Origin of the sequence: Proteiniclasticum aestuarii (assembly GCF_017368455.1) — a bacterium.
In the GTDB taxonomy this organism is placed as follows: Bacteria; Bacillota; Clostridia; order Clostridiales; family Clostridiaceae; genus Proteiniclasticum; species Proteiniclasticum aestuarii.
On record NZ_JAFNJU010000011.1, the window covers coordinates 24,784 to 44,589 of the forward strand.

General features: G+C 48.8%; 20 protein-coding genes and 1 riboswitch. Of the genes, 2 read left to right on the top strand and 18 right to left on the bottom strand.

Annotated features, from left to right (window positions below):
- Positions 1-61 precede the first annotated feature (61 nt).
- Both corA and J3A84_RS13210 read right to left on the bottom strand, forming a co-directional pair.
- A complete protein-coding gene (gene corA / locus J3A84_RS13205; RefSeq protein ID WP_207600516.1) occupies positions 62-1,111 on the bottom strand; it encodes a magnesium/cobalt transporter CorA in 1,050 nt (349 codons plus the stop codon).
- Positions 1,112-1,210: 99 nt separating this feature from the next.
- Positions 1,211-1,864: a DarT1-associated NADAR antitoxin family protein gene (locus tag J3A84_RS13210; RefSeq protein WP_207600517.1), complete on the bottom strand. Its 654-nt coding sequence runs from the start codon at positions 1,862-1,864 to the stop codon at positions 1,211-1,213.
- A 164-nt stretch (positions 1,865-2,028) separates the two neighbouring features.
- Between J3A84_RS13210 and J3A84_RS13215 the strand changes: the two genes are divergently transcribed.
- Positions 2,029-2,976, top strand: a complete 948-nt coding sequence (locus J3A84_RS13215; RefSeq protein WP_207600518.1) for an NADP-dependent oxidoreductase — start codon at positions 2,029-2,031, stop codon at positions 2,974-2,976.
- A 191-nt stretch (positions 2,977-3,167) separates the two neighbouring features.
- Here the strand turns inward: J3A84_RS13215 and J3A84_RS13220 are convergent, their stop codons facing one another.
- From J3A84_RS13220 to J3A84_RS13290, 15 genes are all read right to left on the bottom strand, one after another.
- Positions 3,168-4,190 (bottom strand): D-alanine--D-alanine ligase family protein, encoded by a 1,023-nt coding sequence (locus tag J3A84_RS13220; protein WP_207600519.1) that lies wholly within the window; start codon positions 4,188-4,190, stop codon positions 3,168-3,170.
- 168 nt (positions 4,191-4,358) lie between these two features.
- Positions 4,359-5,099, bottom strand: coding sequence for an amino acid ABC transporter ATP-binding protein (locus tag J3A84_RS13225; RefSeq protein ID WP_242694242.1), 741 nt, complete (start codon positions 5,097-5,099; stop codon positions 4,359-4,361).
- Between the two features lie 3 nt (positions 5,100-5,102).
- The gene (locus tag J3A84_RS13230; RefSeq protein WP_207600520.1) at positions 5,103-5,876 is read right to left on the bottom strand and encodes an amino acid ABC transporter permease; all 774 of its coding nucleotides are present in this window, start codon (positions 5,874-5,876) and stop codon (positions 5,103-5,105) included.
- A gap of 55 nt (positions 5,877-5,931) precedes the next feature.
- On the bottom strand, positions 5,932-6,723 hold the full coding sequence (locus J3A84_RS13235; RefSeq protein ID WP_425350769.1) for a transporter substrate-binding domain-containing protein: 792 nt from the start codon (positions 6,721-6,723) through the stop codon (positions 5,932-5,934).
- A gap of 192 nt (positions 6,724-6,915) precedes the next feature.
- Positions 6,916-7,096, bottom strand: a riboswitch (Lysine riboswitch).
- 162 nt (positions 7,097-7,258) lie between these two features.
- Positions 7,259-8,596, bottom strand: coding sequence for a metallophosphoesterase (locus J3A84_RS13240; protein ID WP_207600522.1), 1,338 nt, complete (start codon positions 8,594-8,596; stop codon positions 7,259-7,261).
- A 56-nt stretch (positions 8,597-8,652) separates the two neighbouring features.
- Complete coding sequence (locus J3A84_RS13245; RefSeq protein WP_207600523.1) at positions 8,653-9,321, bottom strand: SatD family protein; 669 nt, start codon at positions 9,319-9,321, stop codon at positions 8,653-8,655.
- 157 nt (positions 9,322-9,478) lie between these two features.
- A complete protein-coding gene (locus J3A84_RS13250) occupies positions 9,479-10,618 on the bottom strand; it encodes an AI-2E family transporter (protein WP_207600524.1) in 1,140 nt (379 codons plus the stop codon).
- A gap of 182 nt (positions 10,619-10,800) precedes the next feature.
- Complete coding sequence (locus J3A84_RS13255; RefSeq protein WP_207600525.1) at positions 10,801-11,241, bottom strand: VOC family protein; 441 nt, start codon at positions 11,239-11,241, stop codon at positions 10,801-10,803.
- Positions 11,242-11,394: 153 nt separating this feature from the next.
- A complete protein-coding gene (gene thpR, locus J3A84_RS13260; RefSeq protein ID WP_207600526.1) occupies positions 11,395-11,994 on the bottom strand; it encodes an RNA 2',3'-cyclic phosphodiesterase in 600 nt (199 codons plus the stop codon).
- Complete coding sequence (locus tag J3A84_RS13265; protein ID WP_207600527.1) at positions 11,981-12,559, bottom strand: indolepyruvate oxidoreductase subunit beta; 579 nt, start codon at positions 12,557-12,559, stop codon at positions 11,981-11,983. Before J3A84_RS13265 ends, thpR begins: the two co-directional genes overlap by 14 nt.
- The gene (locus tag J3A84_RS13270) at positions 12,550-14,355 is read right to left on the bottom strand and encodes a thiamine pyrophosphate-dependent enzyme (RefSeq protein ID WP_207600528.1); all 1,806 of its coding nucleotides are present in this window, start codon (positions 14,353-14,355) and stop codon (positions 12,550-12,552) included. The genes J3A84_RS13265 and J3A84_RS13270 overlap by 10 nt, the downstream gene beginning before the upstream one ends.
- 185 nt (positions 14,356-14,540) lie before the next feature.
- Positions 14,541-15,200, bottom strand: coding sequence for a vWA domain-containing protein (locus tag J3A84_RS13275; protein WP_207600529.1), 660 nt, complete (start codon positions 15,198-15,200; stop codon positions 14,541-14,543).
- 80 nt (positions 15,201-15,280) lie between these two features.
- Complete coding sequence (locus J3A84_RS13280; RefSeq protein ID WP_207600530.1) at positions 15,281-16,282, bottom strand: macro domain-containing protein; 1,002 nt, start codon at positions 16,280-16,282, stop codon at positions 15,281-15,283.
- Positions 16,283-16,347: 65 nt separating this feature from the next.
- The gene (gene mutY, locus J3A84_RS13285; RefSeq protein ID WP_207600531.1) at positions 16,348-17,445 is read right to left on the bottom strand and encodes an A/G-specific adenine glycosylase; all 1,098 of its coding nucleotides are present in this window, start codon (positions 17,443-17,445) and stop codon (positions 16,348-16,350) included.
- 68 nt (positions 17,446-17,513) lie between these two features.
- A complete protein-coding gene (locus J3A84_RS13290) occupies positions 17,514-17,993 on the bottom strand; it encodes an HD domain-containing protein (protein WP_207600532.1) in 480 nt (159 codons plus the stop codon).
- Positions 17,994-18,118: 125 nt separating this feature from the next.
- On the opposite strand from J3A84_RS13290, the gene J3A84_RS13295 reads away from it, so the two are divergent.
- The gene (locus tag J3A84_RS13295) at positions 18,119-19,276 is read left to right on the top strand and encodes a cation diffusion facilitator family transporter (protein ID WP_207600533.1); all 1,158 of its coding nucleotides are present in this window, start codon (positions 18,119-18,121) and stop codon (positions 19,274-19,276) included.
- Positions 19,277-19,335: 59 nt separating this feature from the next.
- Here the strand turns inward: J3A84_RS13295 and J3A84_RS13300 are convergent, their stop codons facing one another.
- The gene (locus tag J3A84_RS13300; protein ID WP_207600534.1) at positions 19,336-19,800 is read right to left on the bottom strand and encodes a hypothetical protein; all 465 of its coding nucleotides are present in this window, start codon (positions 19,798-19,800) and stop codon (positions 19,336-19,338) included.
- Positions 19,801-19,806 lie beyond the last annotated feature (6 nt).

Consider the following 19,806-nt stretch of genomic DNA (forward strand, 5'->3'; position numbering starts at 1 on the left):
TACCCCACCCCCTGGGGGGTGTGTTCAACTAAATAATAACGCAAGCAGAAGGCTTTGTCAACTAGAACCATTTCTTTTTCTTGAAATAGTAGATCATGGCCGCCGCGATCAGCAGCATGACGATCCAAGCGATGGGATATCCCCATCTGTAGTAGAGCTCCGGCATATGCCTGAAGTTCATGCCATAGACCCCGGCAATGAAGGTCAGCGGGATGAAGATGGTGGAGATGATGGTCAGCACCTTCATGACTTCGTTCAGTCTGTAGCTGATGCTGGATAAGGTGATTTCAATAAGGGAGGACAGGACCTCCCGATAGGTTTCCGTGGACTCCACGATCTGCACCAGTTCCCTGTTCAGGTCTTTGAAGTAGAAACTGGTGGCATCGGAGATCTGAGTGACTTCCTCTTTTCCCAGCCACGCCGTCACTTCTCTTAAGGGCCATACGAATTTATGGAGGTATAGAAGATCCTTCTTGAGCAGACGGATTTCCTTCAGCTCCTCATTGGTGCTGCTCTCCAGCACCTCATACTCGATGACATCGATGCGCTCACCGATATAGGAGAGAATATGAAAATACTCTTCCACCAGCGCATCCATGAGACTGTAGAAAAGAAAATCCACACCTTCCTTCCGGACCATGCTGCTTTCCTTGCGAAGCCTCACCCTCACCGGGTCAAAGACATCCCCCTCTTCTTCTCCGAAGGTGATGACGTAATTCTTCCCCAGTATGAAACTCAGCTGCTCCGCCTTCATGATTCCTTTCTTGTAGTAGATCATCTTCACGATGCTGAAGATGTAATGCTCATACTCCTCCACTTTGGGCCTCTGGCCCATGAGGATGATGTCTTCCTTCACCAGAGGGTGAATGTCGAAAAGAGCGCAGATGGCTTCCACCACTTTATTGTCATACCCTTCATCGATGTTGATCCAGAGATTAAACCCTTCTCTTGCTTCCAGAAACGCTTTCTGTTCCATGAGCTCCTTCAGGGTCACTATTTTCTCCTGCATGATTTCCTCGTTGTAGAGCGTCACAGAGATCATCTCTTCCCTTTCCGGTGTTCCTCTTCCTGAAACTTGGGAAGCGTTCCTCTTTCCTATGGCTGCTTTCATTAAATTCCCCCTCCTTTTCTGTATCTTTCCTTCCTGATTTCAGTATACGCCAAAAAGCCATGGTTATGAAGAGAACCACAGCTTGGTTGAACGTCGATATTAAAACACCATGGTATAGATTCTGCTGAAGGAATCCGGATCCTTCATGACCTCATCCAGAAGTCCTGCATGATAGAGACTGATGAAATAAGCACAGGCTCTGGCAGAACTTGCAAACATGCTCTGCATATTGTACTCGATGTCCGTCACCATGTCATAGGAGGCGAGCTCCTCATGAAGCTCTTTCCTCTTATAGAGGGCACGCAGATAGATCCAGTCGAAAAAAAGATGTCTGGGCGATAAGCTGTAGGGCACATTTTCAAAATGGAATCCCAGAAGTCTTCCTGATTCCGTCAGCCTCTTATCTTCTGATACCGTAAAAGGATCCGCTTCCAGAAGATCTCTGTAGGGACCGCCTTTCTCAAACACTTTTGCACTTTCAAAGATATTCATGACGGGTACTTCCAGTCCATCTCTTGTTTCCGCTAATAACGTAACCCCTGCAAGTTTTCTTCCTAAGGGGTCCGGAGAGATGGTGGATACTTCCAGGATCTTTCCTCCGCTTTCAAAAGCCCGGATGGCATGATGCATGGATTCGATGGATTTATGTTTCTGATTCAAGCTTTGACCACGAAAATTCTCAAAATGTATGGTTTTCTCCACGATAAGCCCCTGATAGGAGGGTTTCGCGATGAAATACAGTCGTTTGGCCATTTATCCTTCACCTCACTAATACTCTTATTATATCAATCTATAGGAATCTTTTATTATGAATTTAGAAACCTTCTGTAAACAATCAGGCGGAACCCGCAAATCCTACTGCAGTTTATACTATATTGAGGGTAGAAGACAGAAGCAGATAAGGAGGAAATGCAAGAATGAAGAAAATGCGCGCAATGATCATAGAGAAGTTCGGAGACCCATGGGTATTGAAAGAAGCCTTTCTCGATGTCCCTGCACCTGAGGAAGATGAGATTCTGGTGAAGGTTCATGGTTCATCTTTCAATCCTGCCGATGCCGCAGCGAGAAACGGTGATTTCGGTAAGCTCATCGATGTGAGTAGTCCAAGAATTCTCGGGCTGGACCTGGCTGGTGAAGTGGTAGAGACAGGCGCAAAGGCAAAGAAGTTCACGCCCGGCGACCGGGTCTACAGCTACCTCAGCATCAAGAGGGATGGTTCCTATGCAGAATATGCTGTTCTGAAGGAAAAGGATGCGGACCTGATTCCCGAGAATCTGTCCTATGCAGAGGCAGCTTCTCTTCCGCTTACAGCCCTCACCGCCTGGCAGGGCGTTTATGAGCTGGGAGAGCTGAAGGAGAATCAGCGCATCCTCATCAACGGGGCTACCGGAGGCGTCGGCGTCATGGCCATCCAGCTGGCAAAGCTTAAGAATGCTCAGATCATCGGCACAGCCAGCACAGAAACTCTTTCCGTGCTGGAAGAGCTTCAGATCAGCCAGATCATCGACTACAAGAAGGAGAACCCCCTGGATGCCATCACCGAAAAACTGGATCTCATCTACAACCTGGCTCCCCTGAATGATGAGCAGATGAAGAAGCTGTTTCCCCTGCTGAAAGACGGCGGACGATTTGTAAGCACCACCGGTGTGCCGGAAGATGCGAAAGAGCACAGAAGAATCACTGTACTTGGCGAGCAGGCCAAGCGCGGCGGAGAGCGGCTTCATCAAATCTCAGAACTGGTCAGGGAAGGCGAGCTGAAGCCGATGATTGCTTCCACCTGGAAAATGGAGGACATTCCAGAGGTTCACAGACTACATGAGGCTGGAAAGCTTCATGGAAAAGCGGTGTTTCTCATCAGCAGATAGAAAAGCAGGATCACAAAGTATTGATCAGGAAAGAACATCAGAAATACGTAGAACAATATGATAGTCATGCAGGACGCAGAAAGAGAACAGAACCGTATAATAAGGGTCTGTTCTCTTTCGCTTTCTCAAGGTATCTTATGGAGCAGAAATTCACAGAAAGTTTCCGCAGTCTTTTATTATACAGCTGATTTCTACACTGCAGGGAAGACCTTGGTCTTGTAGTCTCCACCGGAAAGATGCTCATATCTTCTCTTTGCCGAATCCACGATATGAAGAATCAGGTCTTCGTAGCCTATGCCGACAGCCTTCGCCATCTTCACCAGATCACTGATTTCCCGATGAAGCCCCGGCAGCGAGTTCACCTCGATGACATAGGGCTTTCCGTCCACAACCCGCATATCGATGCGCGCATAGTCCCTTAATCCCAGCGCTTTGAAGGCGGCTTCCGCCGTGGCTCTGATCTTCTCTTCCACATGTCTCTCCACCTTTGCGGGAATCTGAAAACGCACATAATCATCATAATGATGCTTCACTTCAAAACTGTAGAATCTGCTGAACTTCTGTGGCAGATTCGAAAAATCGATGCCCATGACCGGAAGCGTCAAAAGCTCCTGTCCGTTTCCAAGAACCCCGACGGTGAACTCCTTTCCGTCAATATACTCATTGATCAGCGCCGGTGGATCATAGTGCGCAAGAAGATGCTCCACCTTCTTTGTCAGATCCTTGAAATTGTGCACCAGAGAATCCTCTCTTATGCCTCGGCTGGAGCCTTCATTCTTGGGTTTCACCAGAAGAGGATAGGTCAGGTCCATGTCCGACAGCTCTTCCACCTTTGTACAGGTGAAGAATCCGGGTGTGGGGATGGAGGATGCCTGCAGGGCTTTCCCCGAAAAGATCTTGTTGTATGCGATGCTATGGGGTAGAGGTCCCGAACCCGTGTAGGGGATCCCGTGTTTCTCCAGGAGAGAAGGAAGCTGAGATAATCTGGTTGCACCTTCAATGCCGTTACAGAGATTGAATACTAAATCCACCCTCTCCTTCCGGATTCTTTCCACAAGATTCTGATCAAAAGGAATACGGATTACATCATATCTGCTTTTCAGCGCTTTCACCACCGCTTTTCCTACTGATTCCTTGAAACTGTCTTCAAGAAAACCTTCTTCGTTATGAAGGATCTCTGCTCTTGATTTGTCTGTCACTACTGCTATTTTCATTTTTCTTTCGCCTCATTCTTTCAACTCGATACCGACAACATGTCCGCCAGTCTACTGTAAACATACCACCAAGTCATGAACTGCCGGTAAAGTATCCATTGGACCCAATGAAAAAGAAGCGGTCAGGGTCAATTTCTGATGTCTCAGAAAGGCCCTGCCGCTTCCTCTTTAATTCTCTTTCAGCGTTCTCTGAAGGAAGGCTTTTGTTCGCTCTTCCTTGGGTGCATTGAAGATGTCTCTTGGGTGTCCTTCTTCCACGATAACGCCGTCATCCATGAAAATGACACGGTCTGATACATCTCTGGCAAAGGCCATCTCGTGGGTCACCACGATCATGGTCAGGCCAGCTTCCGCCAGATCCTTCATGACCTTCAGCACCTCGCCCACCATTTCAGGGTCCAGAGCTGAGGTCGGTTCGTCAAAAAGAAGGACGTCCGGTTCCATGGAGAGTGCTCTTGCGATGGCCACTCTCTGTTTCTGACCACCGGAAAGCTGCTTGGGCTTGGCATTGACATACTGGTCCATGCCCACCACCTTCAGATATTTCAGAGCGGTTACTTCCGCTTCCTTTCTGGTTTTCTTCAGGACTTTCATCTGTCCCACCACGCAGTTGGAGAGCACATTGTGGTTCTCGAAGAGATTGAACTGCTGGAACACCATGCCGAGCTTGGTTCTATAGGCATGGATGCTCATTTCTTCCCCTAAAATGTTCTTTCCTTTGTAGAGAATCTCTCCACCGGAGGGTGTCTCCAGCAGATTGATGCACCTGAGCAGCGTGGATTTCCCCGAACCGGAAGCGCCGATGATGGAGATCACTTCGCCCGGGTCCACTCTGAAGTCGATGTCCTTCAGGATTTCACGATCACCGAAGGACTTTCGAAGATGATTGATTTCTATGATATGTTCCATTTTCTAATTCCCCCTCGTTTCGCTTTTGTGTGCCATGTCTTCGGGTTTCAGCACCTGCATCTGATTTCCTGTCAGGTTGTAGTTTTCCGGTCCGTCCATCTTCCTTTCGATGAATCTCAGGATTCTCGTGACACTGAAGGTCATGACCAGATAGATCAGCGCTGCTACAATGAAGGTTTCCATATACATATAGTTGACACCGGCTACGGATTTCGTGGCAAAGAAGAGCTCTGTCACCGATATCACGTTCAGCACCGAGGTGTCCTTGATGTTGATGACGAATTCATTTCCTGTGGCCGGCATAATGTTTCGGATGACCTGCGGCAGCACCACATTCATCATGGTCTGGAAATGGGTCATGCCTACGGACTGCGCCGCTTCATACTGACCCTTGTCGATGGAAAGAATACCTCCTCTCACGATTTCAGACATATAGGCACCGGTGTTGATGGTGACAATGAGAATGGCGGCAAAGGTTCGGTCCATGTCAATTCCGTAGGTGTTGGCCACGCCGTAGTAGATGATCATGGCCTGCACGATCATCGGTGTTCCTCGGAACACTTCGATATAGACCGACATGAGACCGTTGACGATCTTCAGGAAGATTTTCTTTGGTCCTCTCTCGGGCTGCGGAATGGTTCGTATGATGCCGATAACAAGTCCCAGCACCGTACCCAGGATGGTACTGATGATGGAAATCTCTAACGTGGACAAGGCTCCTCTCAGAAACATCGGCCAGTTGCTAACGGCTATATCAAAAATAGTCTCCAGTGTCATTTTATCCTCCTCGTGGAAAACCGGCTTCAGAAGCTCTGAAGCCAGGTATCACATTTTACTCTGCGGAAGGCTGATTCAAAATCGCCTGATCCATAATGCTCTGCTGCTCTTCTACAGAGATCCCTGCAAGAATCGCATTGATTTCTTCAACCAGGGTCTCATTTCCCTTCTTCACACCTACAGCGATGGCGGTATCATCAGGGGAAGTCTCAAAACCGTCTGTCAGTTCAATGAAAGTGAACTTGTCGTTGGCTGCGGAAGCGCTGACCGCTTCCGGTCTCTCTGTCACATAGGCATCGATGACGCCGGACTCCAGTGCCACTCTGATGGCGGAGAAGTTGTCCATGGCGGTCTGCTTCAGAACGCCTTCCATCTGATCGATGACGTCATAGTGGAAAGTGTTCAGCTGGGCTGTGACCTTGGCACCGCCGAAATCGGAAAGGGTCTGTGCATCGGCATAGGCTCCGTCCTTCGCCACAACGATGACGAGATCCGACATGTAGTAGTTGTCTGTGAAATCAATGGATTCTTTTCTCTTTTCTGTTGGGGACATGCCTGCGATGATGGCATCGATGGTGCCTGACTTCAGCGCTGGAACCAGTCCGTCCCATTCCACCTTCACGATGACCAGTTCTTCTCCAAGGCCTTCTGCGATCTTCTTGGCAATCTCCACGTCATATCCCGCTGCATACTCTTCTGTTCCTTCAATCTTCACCGCGCCGCTCTCATCATCACTCTGTGTCCAGTTGAACGGTGCATAACCCGCTTCCATGCCAACCTTGAATACGCCATCCCCTTCGGCATCGATCTTTGTTCCGCAACCTGCTAATATTATAAGCGCACTCATGATCACCATGACCATCATACTGATTCTTCTCATTCTGTTTCTCTCCTTTTTTGTCTGCATAGTATCTCTATACAGCCTCTAGTTATTTATAATTATTCATTCGAACGCTTTAATAGTGTTTTCTGATAAATAAAAAAATACCCGAGACGAACTCAGGCATTATAATGCACCCTTGAACCCCTTTCTTTCCCTTGATAAGATAGCTCAACCTTATGACCTGGGTAAGCCATAAGGACAGTCCTGCAGCTGTTCACTGCAAGCCCAGCATAAAGCGGTGAGGCCACTTTACACTTCGGCGATAGTTCCTGTGCCATGGGATCTCTGCTTCCTCTACTTCTCCATGGTTCTTAAATACCGCTCCTCTACCTCACCCTACTAAGATGAGGTCACTATTAAATTGTTGCCTCTATACTATCCCAATCCCCATTTCATGTCAACCGCAAAACTGAATAAATATGAGATTGACACGAATCAGGGAATAATCCTGTAGCTGTAAATATTTACATCTACTTTGAAATTCAAAGATTCTCAACAATCACTTTCCGATGTGAAGAACATTGTCGTCGGGTCCCGATTCATTTAGCATTCTCTCAAGATAATACGCAGTCTTCTCATCACCGGCTGTCTCCATGAGGAAAACCCCTTCATGGCTCATCATTTCTTCTGTGATGTTCTCTTCATCTCCGCCGAAATAGAGCGCGTTCATCATGCCCATGGCTTCTGCCATGAGGGATGCTTCCTCTTCTGTAGCTTCTGATTCTTCAAGGAGTCTGTGATAGATGCGTGTAGCAGACCGCTCCTGGAAATAGGCTTTCGAATAGGCATCCAGTGAATGGAAATCTGTCAAGGCGCTGCCCATCATGATGTCTGAAAGGTCTAGTTTCCTGCTCCGATACTCGATCCCTTTTTCATCCGATACAAGAATTCTTCCGTATTTATGGGGATAGACCGACAAGGCATTGGTGGCGATCTCATAGACGGGATCCATCTCTTCATTCACTGTGATGTCCTGAATATGAATATGCCCAGTGAGATTGAGCTTCACCCCGTTTCTTCTGATGATTCCGAGATACTCCTCATGATTGTCGATCATATATCCTTCTATGGCGATGCCGCTGTGCATCAGGGCATTATGATGGGATACCGTGATGACCTCTGCTCCTTCCTTCTGGGCTTCTTCCAGAACTTCTCTCATCCACCTGAAGGTGCCAAGACTAAGGATGCCCCCCGCTTCCGGATATCCCAGCTCCATGTTTCTCTGATACCGGTTGGTGTCAACCAGAAGCATCCAGGTTTTCTCATCCACCTTCACCGCGTAGCTCAGGGAGTGCGCATCCTCTGAGAACGCTTCCGCAAAGCCGTTTTCTCTGTATATTTTCCTGAAGTCTTCCGGGGTCACCGTCTCTACCTTGTACTGCTCTTCTCCACGAAACCCTCTGGCGAAGGGATTGTTCAGGTCATGATTTCCTGGTGTAAGGTAGACCTCTGTCCCCGCTTCCTCGATTTCTGAAAAGACGGCAGCCAGCTCCAGATGACTTTCCCTTTCTCCGTTATTGGTCAGGTCTCCGCTGACGATGAGGGCATGGGGTTTTTCTCTCATGACCTCTTCCTTGAAAGCGTCAAGAATCCGATGGATCTCGTGGAGATTCTTTCCATCTCCCACTTCCATAATCCGCTGAAAGGAGGGTCCCTGATCGTTGATGGAGGGGGATAGATAATGAATATCGGAAATGACCCAGATTTCAGATGCCTTCTGAAAATCCGGTTCTTCCGCTATGCTCTCCTTTTCCCTGCCGCTTTTTTCATATCCCGCAGAAATCAGGACGGAAAGAAGGAGTAGAAGTAGGATGAGGATGCTTTTCCTGTTCTTCAATTGACTAAACCTCCGATTTGACTTGTTTTCTCATTAAGATCCTTATGGCTTTTCCGTTAGGATCTGTTTCCATTTCCCCACTCCGCTTCCAGCAGCTGCGAGATTTCTCGGCGTGCACGAACATAGCTGTAGTAGCCGCTGCTCTGAATTCTCTGATTGAGCGCCTGACTGGAGAGCCCCAGCTCCCTGGCCAGGTCAATCTGCTTCACGGAAAGATCATGACCGTGAAGCAGCACCGACTGATGGACCATCTCTCTCTGGGTGTCTCTCCATCGGCTTTCCATATAGCCGCAGAGTCTTAGTGTCTCGTTCATCATGCGCAGAAGGCTTACGTTTTCCTCTGCACCGATGCGGATCATCAGGTTTCCGTAATCATTGTCTTCATGAATATTAAGAAGCGCTTCCCGCGCATTCCAGTAGGCAGGACCATCCACTCCGATGCTGAGCTTCGTGATTCTCGTCTCGATGTCCCCAGCACCGATGCCGAAAAGAAGCTCCACGCCCTCCATGTGGAATCGCAACAGATCAATGATTTCCATGATTTTATCTCCTCTATGAAGAAGCCCCTGAAACTCATTTCCGATGGTCATGGTGAAATTCGACGCAATGACACCACCATACTCCTCATTGACTTTTTTCAGGATCTCCGTGAGTCTTTCCTCCACCTGGGCTCTCTGCTGCCTTGTTTCCAGCCCCCTCAGTTCTCCGATGATCATAAAATACATGGCACTTCTCCTCATGCGTTTTCTTCATTATAGCATTGATTTCCTGGTTTTCTAAACTAAAACCTTGATGATGCTCCTTGATACCAGAAGCTTCGGATCGCCTTTATGCTGCAAAAGAATGGAGTCCGGGCTCAAGCCGGACTCCTCAATAACAAGCTTATTTGTATTTGCGCATATCGATATCCTTATCGTCCAGCCTGTTGCCCACATTTCTCTTGATGAGCACATAGAAGACCGATGCGATGGGCACTGCCAGGAGAATCCCCAGAATGCCATAGAGTCCTCCCCCCACCATCACGGCCACAAGTACCCATAGCGCCGGAAGGCCGATGGAGTTCCCCACAACCTTGGGATAGATGAAGTCCCCTTCGATCTGCTGGAGCACGAAGAACAGAACCAGGAACCACAGCGCCTGCACAGGACTGTTCACAAAGATCAGGAAGAATCCGATGGCCATGGCGATGAAGGCCCCCACAATGGGGATGATGGCTGTAAGGGTCACAAGGACGCCCACCACCACCGCATAGGGGAATCCGAAGATCAGCATGGAGACCACGAACATCATACCCAGAATCACAGCTTCCGTCAGCTGTCCGGTGACGAACTTCTGGAAGATGTCGCTGACAAGAACGGAGATGCCCAGTAGCTGGTCCACTCTTTTTTCAGGCAGGTAGGCATAGAGAATTCGTCTGACCTGTCTGCCCAGATTTTCTTTGTCAAACAGGATGTAGATGGCAAAGATGAGTCCCAGAAGAATATTCATGGCTCCTGAGAACAGTGACGTCGCCACACTCACGGTGAAGTCCGCCAGACTGTTTCCACCCACCATGATGATGTCCATGAGGGTTTCTCCGATGTTCTCCAGAGAGAAGTCTATGTTGTTCAGGTAATCCTGGAACATGGGGAAGCTTCCAAGCAGTCCTTCCAGCCATGTCTTGGCATCTTCAAAGAATCCGGGAAGCATCTTCCCGATGTTCTCAAAGGTCCTGGCCATCTCGGGTATGACGATGAGAAGCACCAGTGCCAGAATCAGAACCAGAGTCAATAGGGCCACCACGATGCTGAGTGCTCTTTTCAGCTTCTTCTTTTCGATCTTCGCAAAGAATCTTTCCAGCTGCTTCACGTAGATGTTCAGCACAAAGGCCAGAGAAGCGCCGATAATCAGCGGGATCATCGGTTTCAGAATGGTCCCGAAGACGCCCAGAATAAAGGGTATATGTTTCAGGGCCCATGCAAACAGAATTGCGGAAAAAATGATGGTTATCAGGCTTTTTACGGTTTTCTTGTCTAAGATCATGCTCACCTCTTTCTGCAGGGATCTCTTCAGGATCTTCCTGTCACATTTCGTTCAGAAATTTCTATAATCCTTATTATATCGCAGTTCCAGAAAGAATGACATGAAGAAATGCTGAAATCTTCTGCCGTTTCGCTCTATACACCATAGTGAAAGCGGATAGACCTGCTATCCGCTTTCCTCAATCATGATTCTATACTGAATTCTCCCACTTCAGGTGAAGCATTAAACTGCCAGTGGATGCCATAGGGATCGGTGATGCTGCCGTAGATGGGGCTCCACTCCGTTTCCTGAAGATCCATTTCCACAGTGCCCTTCTCCTTCATACGATAGAAATACTTCGTGACGGTTTCCACATCCTTGCAGATCACGGTGAGATTCATGTTGTTGCCCACCTTGTACTCCATCCCCGGGAAGATATCCGACATCATGATCCGGTCCCCTTCTATCTCCAGTTCCGTATACATGATGAGATTCATGGCTTCCAGAGGAACACTGTGGTCTTCTTCCCTGATGCCTTCCCCGAAGGTCATGAAGACCGGTGGCTTCGTGTCGAAGATCTCACTGTAGTACTCTGCCGCCTCTCTGCAGTTTCCGTTATAGTTGAGAAATATCTGTACACCCATAAACGATTCTCCTTTCCTGTTTCTCTTACATCCATTTTCCCATACAGAGAGCTTGGAGCTGTGTATACTCTGTGTACTTTCGGAAAACTCTTTCTGAAAAAAGAAGTTCCGGCAGAGTGTCTGTGCGTTCTGCCGGAACATTTCCTGCTTTTTCTACTCCGTAACTCTCGGAGATCCATCCACTCTCTTCACGCTAAGAGGCGTCTCATAGATATTGAGGTACTTCTGCTCCTCATCTGCCTTCACGCTCTCAAAGAGAACCAGTTTATCCATGAGGATCGGAAGCTTGGGAAGTTTCATCTTCTGCTTCAGCTCTTCTATCCCCGCTACATCTTCCAGATACTGTCCGTTTCTCACCAGTGTGATATGGGGAACATAATCGGCAGGGTCCTTCTTGTAGAAAAGCTTCTCCAGCTCCTCATCCAGCCTTTCGCGAATCTCCGTCAGCTTCTCCTGGTCTTTCACGCCCATCCAGATGGTGGATTTGTCTCCTTTTCTGAATTCATCCAGGTCTGCCATGTAGGTGAGAAAAATCTGGGACTTCATGGCCACTTCCTGCATGATCTCCTCAATGACCGGAATTCTGTTCTCCTTGGTTTCTCCCAGAAACCGCAGGGTGATGTGATAATTGTCTCTGGGCGTAGGACGTCCTTCCTTCAGATGCATCATGATTCTCTTGTTGGTCTCGGATAGATTTTCCTTGTGGATCTGATTCAGTTCGATGCCGATGAACAGTCTTTTACTCTCTGACATATGCTTTTCCCCTCCTGAAGGCCACCAGATTTTCCTCCACGGCCTTTGCCGGAACATTCTCCTTCAGCACCTCAAGCCATACTGCATCGTCAATCTCCAGAAAATTCGACAGCACGCCCAGAATGATGGTGTTTGCGGCTCTGATGTTGCCGGAAGCCCTGGCTTCAGCCTGGGCGTCAATCTCTATGACCCTGAACTTCTCCTTCAGCTTCTCAATTTCCGCTTCGGGATATTCCGCTTTCTCCAGGAGCACCGGGGTGGGATAGACTCTGTTGGTGTTTAAGATCACCAGTCCCCCTTCCTTCAGTCCATGGCTCCATCTCAAGGCTTCCAGAGGCTCCATGCCTAAAACGATGTCGGCTTCACCTGGAAGGATATTGGGAGAATGAACGGTTTCAGCCATCTTCACGGTGCCCCATACGGTACCGCCTCGTTGAGACAGCCCCACCACGTCATTGGTTTTCACATCCATGCCGGCCTTGAACGCGGCTTCTGAAATGATTCTTGTGGCAAGGACGAGCCCCTGGCCACCTACGCCTGCGATGATGATACTTCTTAAATCCATTCTTTCTGCTCTCCCTTCAGTGATTTCTTGATGGCCCCCACCGGACAGACCTGCGCGCATACACTGCAGCCCACACACATGTTGGGATCGATGGAAGATTTCAGCTTTTCGATGCCCGGATACTGCTTCATTCTGATGGGTGGACAGTTGGTCTTCACGCAGCTTCTGCAGCCGATGCAGATTTTCGGATCCACATAGTAGTTGGGCTGCTTGATCTTGAATTTCAGTGCACAGGGCCTTGTGGCGATGATCACCGAGATGCCCTTCTTCTTGACTTCTTCCTTCAGCGTGTCCCGGAACAGGTTGTAGTCGAACTGGTCCACATACTGGACATTTCCAATGCCCATGGTACTGAGCATCTCCTTGATGTCGATGTGCATATCGTCGTTGACATCGTATTTTCCGGAGCTTCCATTGCCCTGACCGCCGGTCATGGCTGTGGTTCCGTTCTGAAGGATGATGAAGGTCATATTGTCGTTCTCCTCCATCTGATGAAGAAGATTGGCGAATCCTGTCATGCCGGAATGGAAGAAGGTGCCGTCTCCGATGACCGAAACCAGGGGCTTGTCATTTCCCTTCATGCGCATGACCTTGTTCATGCCCTTGGTGATGCCCACCGTGGCCCCCATGGAGATCATGGTATGAGAAGCTTCAAAGGCCGGAAGAACCGACATGGAGTAGCATCCGATGTCACCCATGACCAGGACCTTCATTTTCTTCAGAATATCAAAGACCGGTCTGTGAGGACAGCCTGAGCAGAACATGGGTGGTCTGGAGACCGCATCATTTTTCTCCAGAAGCGCCAGTCTTCTGTCTGTGATGAGACCCGCATTGAACAGTCCCGCTTCGATGTTTTCCGTATTGAGCTCTCCGGTGAAGGAGAACCACTCTTTCCCTTCGCAGGAGATGCCCATGAGCTTCAGCTCATTCTCCATGAAGGGCAAAAGCTCCTCGATGACGAGGATCCGGTCGTATTTTTCGCTGAGCTCCTTCATTCTCTCTCCGCTCAGGGGATAGACCATGCCGGGTCTGTAAATACTATAGGGTAGATTCAGCTCCAGCAGATTATGATACACAAGGCCCGATGCCACCAGAAGCACCTTGGAGCCTTCCACTTCCTTCAGGAGATTCACCGGTGCATCATAGGCGTATTTCGCCAGGGCCTCGATTCTCTCTTTCATGGCATACTGCCTTGCATGGGTGATGGGTGGAAGCATGGTGTATTTGGCGTTGTCCGGTGTGAACCCCTTGGGTTCATGCTCCTCGCGGGGCTCCTCCGTGACGATTCCCCTGGCGTGACAGACTCTGGAGGTGATGTCCAGCATCATGGGCGTTTCAAATTCCTCGGACAGATCAAAAGCAAGCTTTGCATAGTCCTTTGCTTCCTGGGAACTGCCGGGAAAGAGGATGGGCATATTGGCGAATTTTCCCAGAATCCGGTTGTCCTGCTCATTCTGGGAACTGGCCATGCCAGGATCGTCCCCCGTCACCAGAATAAATCCTCCATTCATGGGCGTCTGGGTGAAGGTCATGAGCGGATCCATGGCCACGTTGACCCCCACATGCTTCATGGAAACCATGGACCGTGCCCCATAGAAAGAACTACCGATGGCCACTTCCAGGGCCACTTTCTCGTTGACGCTGAACTCCGCATAGACACCCTCATATTTTTTCACCGCTTCCAGAAGCTCCACGGTGGGAGACCCCGGATAACTGGAAGCGAGCAGACCGCCGGCTTCATAAAAACCCCTTGCAACGGCTTCATTCCCTGTAAGAACCTTTTTAACTGTTGTCATATTGATTAACCCCCAACTTTATTCCATATTACCCTTCTATCTTACCATCTATTGACAAAATATTGAATCAATTTTAAATGAATCGTTAAATAGTTGCTGAAGTTCTTCATCACTTTAGCAGATTCAAAAAAAGAGAGAAGGATTTTCCCTCTCTCAAAAATATCTGACTTTCGGCTTTCCAGATTTTATCGGTTCGGATCCTTTCTCTTTCTTTCCTTTTGATCGGCTTCAATATCCGTTTTCCAGTCATCAGGGATGGAACTATTCATTCTCATATTCTCCACCGCATAGCTGATGGTTTCAAAATTCAGCTTCGTACCGATCACATCCGCTTGATAGGTTACGGCACGGTCTTTCTGGATACCGAAATCCCCTGCCACATCTTCCGCATCCATGTTGGCACCCAGGAAAATGAATTCGAATCCATAATGCTTCTTCAGCCTTTGGATTCTGCTTCGGATGGCGGCCAGATGGTATTCCGAGCTGGCGTTTTCCATACCGTCGGTGGTGATCACCACCAGGACGCGGTCTTCACTGCTTCCCCTCTCCTTGTAGTGCTTCTCCATATGGTCCAGAGTGATGCCGATGGCATCGTAGAGCGCTGTGGTGCCTGATACGTGGTACTCTTTATGGGTCAGGGGCTTCACAATCCGGATGTCTTCCCGGTCATGAAGAATGCGCACGTTGTGGTTGAAGAGCACCGTGGTGACGTAAGCTTTGCCAGGAAGTCTTTTCTGATCCTCCAGCATGGCATTGTATCCGCCGATGGTGTCTCTTTCCAGTCCTGACATGGAACCGCTTCTGTCTAGAATCATCACCAGATCTGTTCTTTTTTCTTTTCTCATTTTCGTTCCCTCCATCTGTTTGATGATGTAATCATAGCAGAGGCAAAAACGAAAAAGGTCGCCTCCCAGGCGACATTTCTCTAGTCTAGTGTATGCACTTTTTTGGCAAACAGAATTTCATTGATTTCAAAGATATCATAGTTCTTCGTGACGAAGAAATACTCGATGATGGTATCGAACATGCTGGAATGAGAAAGGGTATATCCTGCACACCCCAGAAGATCCAGCGCTTCCTTCAGATTGAGCTCCAGAGCGATGGCAAAGGAGATGGCTGTATTTTTCCTGGGCTGATAGTCCTTATCCACTCTGATTTTGGAGAAGTGCTGTCTTGTTATGTTCGCTTTCTTGTAGATCTGTGCATCGGTATAGCCTTTTTCGTCGATGAGTTTCAGGAGTCTTTCCGAAAAGGTCTCCTCCATTTTGTCGAAATAATCTTCCAGCGAGATGCTTTCCGTGGCTTCCTCAATGGACAGAGATGGCGTTTCCATAGCGCTATCCAGATAGCGGTCATCCGATTCCCATTTTCTTCTGACAAGCCCTCTTCTCTGTTCATGCTCATAGTATTCCAGTATGTACTTCTCCAGTGAGGATCTTCTCTCCGCACTGATCTTCAGAGACCGCTGATCATAGATCACCACATACACCAGAAGATCGGAATTTTCGAGGAAGTCCGTGATGGCTTCTCTGGCCACTCTCAGCGCTTCCTCCTTGGGATAGCCATAGATGCCGGAAGAGATGAGGGGAAAGGCCACAGACTCCAGATGATGACTTTCCGCCAGCTTCAGTGCACTTTCATAAGCGCTTTTCAGCATTTCCTCCTCCTGATGATGCCCGCCCTGCCAGATGGGACCCACCGCGTGGATGATGTGCTTGGCTTTCAGTCGGTATCCTTTTGTCATCACTGCACTTCCCACAGGACACATGTGGATTGCATCGCATTCCTTCTGAAGCTCTTCTGGACCTGCCTTCAGGAAAATGGCGCCGCAGACGCCTCCCCCCATCTTCAGGGTGGTGTTGGCGGCATTGACGATGGCATCCACTTTCATTTCAGTGAGATCCCCCTGTACAATTTTAAGTGGCATGGCTTTTCTCCTCCTTCATGATCCTGGTTTCTTTCTATGCAGCGGGTCCTCCCAAGCTTTACTATCTAGAGAAAGGAGGCCTGCTGCTCCTCGTCCAGCTTCTCCAGATATTCTCTGAAGGCCGTGGCAAGAGTATATTTCTCACGGATGATTTCACGGTCTGCAAAGAGCAGTTCTTCCCCAGGGTTTTCCACCCTGATATGGTAGGCTTTCAGCTTCCATTCAATGTGGGTGAAGAGAAACTTCTTCTCCTTCAGCGGCTCCATGGACAAAAGGCTAAGATGCATCTCTTTCACAAGCTTTCTCACTTCCTCGGGACCATAGAATCCTTCTTCATGGGGGAATTCATAGAGTCCCCCGAGGAGTTTTCCTTCCGGTCTTTTCCGGATGGCATAGGCGCTTTCATGTTCCAGAAGAAGTACGGTGCGCTCTTCCACCCTTCGCTCCTTGGGCTTCTTCTTTCTGGGAATTTCATCCTGTATCTCTTCTTCGAAGGCAATACAGTATTTTCTCACCGGGCAGAGTCCGCATTTCGGGCTGCCATTGGGGATGCAGATGAGCGCGCCCACTTCGATGAGTCCCTGATTGAAATCGCCCACCTGCTCCTCGGGAAGCAGCGCGCTCACCGTTTCTTTCAGCAGCTGCTGGGTCTTCCTCTCCTTGATGTCCTCCCTGACGCCTAGAAGCCTGGCCATGACGCGGTAGACGTTCCCGTCCACTGCAGGCACCTTCTGCCCGAAGGCTTCGGAGGCGATGGCTCCGGCGGTATATTCACCGATGCCCTTCAGCTTCAGAAGCTCCTCGTAGGTTTCCGGAAGCCTGCCTCCATGATTCTCCACAAGATCCATGGCTGTGGCTCTGAGGTTTCTCACCCGGTTATAGTATCCCAGGCCTTCCCAGTACTTCATGAGCTCTTCCTCATCACTTTCCGCCAATGCTCTGATGTCCGGGTATTTCCCGATGAACCGGTGAAAATAGGGAATCACCGTGTCCACTCTCGTCTGCTGGAGCATAATCTCCGACAGCCAGATGTAATAGGGAAGCGGTTCTTCTCTCCAGGGCATGGTTCTTCTTTCCCACTGATACCAGGAAAGAATCCTTTCAATGAAGTCTTCCTTATGATCCAGTATGTTTATTTTTCTGCTGGTGTTTTCTATGGTCATGTCTCCTCCTGGCAGCATCTCTATTCCTGCCGCCTTCTTTCCTCTTCTGATTTCATTCTGCTTGCGTTTTATTCTGTGTGTCTTTCCCTGTTTTCAAACCCCAAGGTGTCCTTCACGCTGCAGTACTTGTCTGCCAGTGTGACCACCCAGCTTTCCCTGTATCTTGGAAGCTTCGGTGTCAGGGGCCACATGTGTTTCATAATGATGTCCTCTTCGATTTTGTTTACGGAAAAATGCGCTCTGGCATTTCTAAGCGCTGTTCTGGGATGATGAAAGCCGTGAAATCTCTTTCTGCTTTCGTCTCGCTCATGCCAGTCGTAGAGATAGAAATCATGGAGAAGCGCGCCTCGAAGAAGGCTTCTTTCATCCACCTTCAGCCCCAGTTTCCTGGACAGCCTGAAGCTCACCCAGGCCACATTCACCGCATGGTCGTAAGTGGAAAGGTCTCCATGCTGGATGTACGCTTTCATCTTCAGCACTTCTTCATGGCTTAGAAGATCCTTCAGCAGATAATGAAATATTTCCCGTTCCTTCTCAATGCGATTCATAACGAATTCTCCTCATCCTCTTTTATTCATCATACAACATCAGGAATCAATAGCAAAAGGACTTTCTGCTGTGATAAGATGAATCTATGAAACCAGATCAATCTAAAAATGAAGGAGGCATCTTCATGAGAATATATAAACTGCAGAGTCTCCACTGCAGAGACTGCGGCGTGAGACTGGAACAGAAGCTTAAGAAGCTCCCCCACGGGGAAGAGGTCAAAGTGGATTATGAAAAAAAGGAAATCACGGTTCCTGATGATATGAAGGACGATGACGTCAGGTTGATTTTCGCCCAGGAGAAAGTCATCGCCTATCCGAAAGACAAGGATAGCAAGAATGCTCCCGAAGAGCACGACCATAGGAAAGGGCTTGGTCATGATCACAGGCACAGTCATGAAGTGGATTTCAACAATCCCGACAAATCTGTGAAGAACATCAAAATCGTCTTCTTTCTCAATCTCTTCTTCTCCATTTTTGAGGTGGTCTTCGGACTGCTCTTCAATTCCATGGCCATCTTATCCGATGCCATCCACGATTTCGGGGATTCCATCTCTGTCGGGCTTTCCTGGCTCTTCCAGAAATATTCCAGAAAGGAGCCCAGCAATCGCTTCAGCTTCGGTCATCAGAGATTCTCTCTCATGGGCGCGCTGATCACCTCCGTGGTGCTTCTTGTAGGCTCTGTCTTCATCTTCGCAAGAAGTATTCCGAGGCTTCTTGCTCCGGAAGAAGTCAACGCGGAAGGCATGCTTCTCATCTCGGTCCTTGCCATCGCCATGAACGGCTATGCGGCGTGGCTTCTCAGCAGAGGGACCAGTCAGAATGAAAAGGTTCTGAATGTCCATATGCTGGAGGATGTGCTGGGCTGGGCGGGGGTGCTGGTTGTTAGCATCGTGGTCCGCTACACCCAGTGGTATATCCTGGACCCCATCCTGTCCCTTCTCATTGCGGCTTTCATCTTCGTGAAGACCCTGCCGCTTTTCATCAGCACCATGCACATCTTCCTGGAAGGCGTCCCCTCCCATGTGGATCTGGACAGACTGGAAGATGATATTCTGAAGATCCATGATGTCCATGCCGTGACCCATCTTCATATCTGGTCCATCGACGGAGAAGAAAACGCCTTGAATGCAACGCTCTTCGTCACCACGGACAATCAGCGTAAGATTGAGGACATCAAAGAAAAAGTGCGGTTTCTCACCACTGAGCTTCGTGTCAGCCACTCCACCATTGAAATCATCAGCGACCCTGGAAAAATCGTAGAACATAGGAACAGGCAGGAATAACTGTCCTTTAGGGAAAGTCAAATGCATAGGCATCTCTCTTTCCCTTTTTCTTCGTCCGTTTACTCCCCTCTTTCTCCTTTGCTTCTCTTTCTGCCTTCTTCCGATAGAATCATCTCTTCATTTCTTCTGAAGCTTCTGATGTTCTTCAGGGGACGAAAGCGCAGGGCCGAATAGTCTTCACTGATGGAAATCTGGCTTACGGGTTCATAGCCATATTCGCCGAAGATTTCCCAGCCTTTGTCCCTCGTGATGTCGGAAGAAACCTTCCTGGATGATTTCTTCGGGTAGGATACCCAGAGGAGCGTATCTGCATGGACCTTCTCCATGATAAAAGGGACTTTCTCTCTTATTTCCTCCTGGGTATGGAAAAAGGCCAGAATGAAATCCGCTTTATCCTCCTTCAGACTATTCTCCACAGATAGAATGTCCTCAAACTCTTTTCGGAGGGGCTCCAAAAGTTCAGGCAGATCCAGAAGAACCAGTTGCCCCTGGCTTTTTCTCTTCAGTTTTTTCAGTAGCTCCATCTGTTC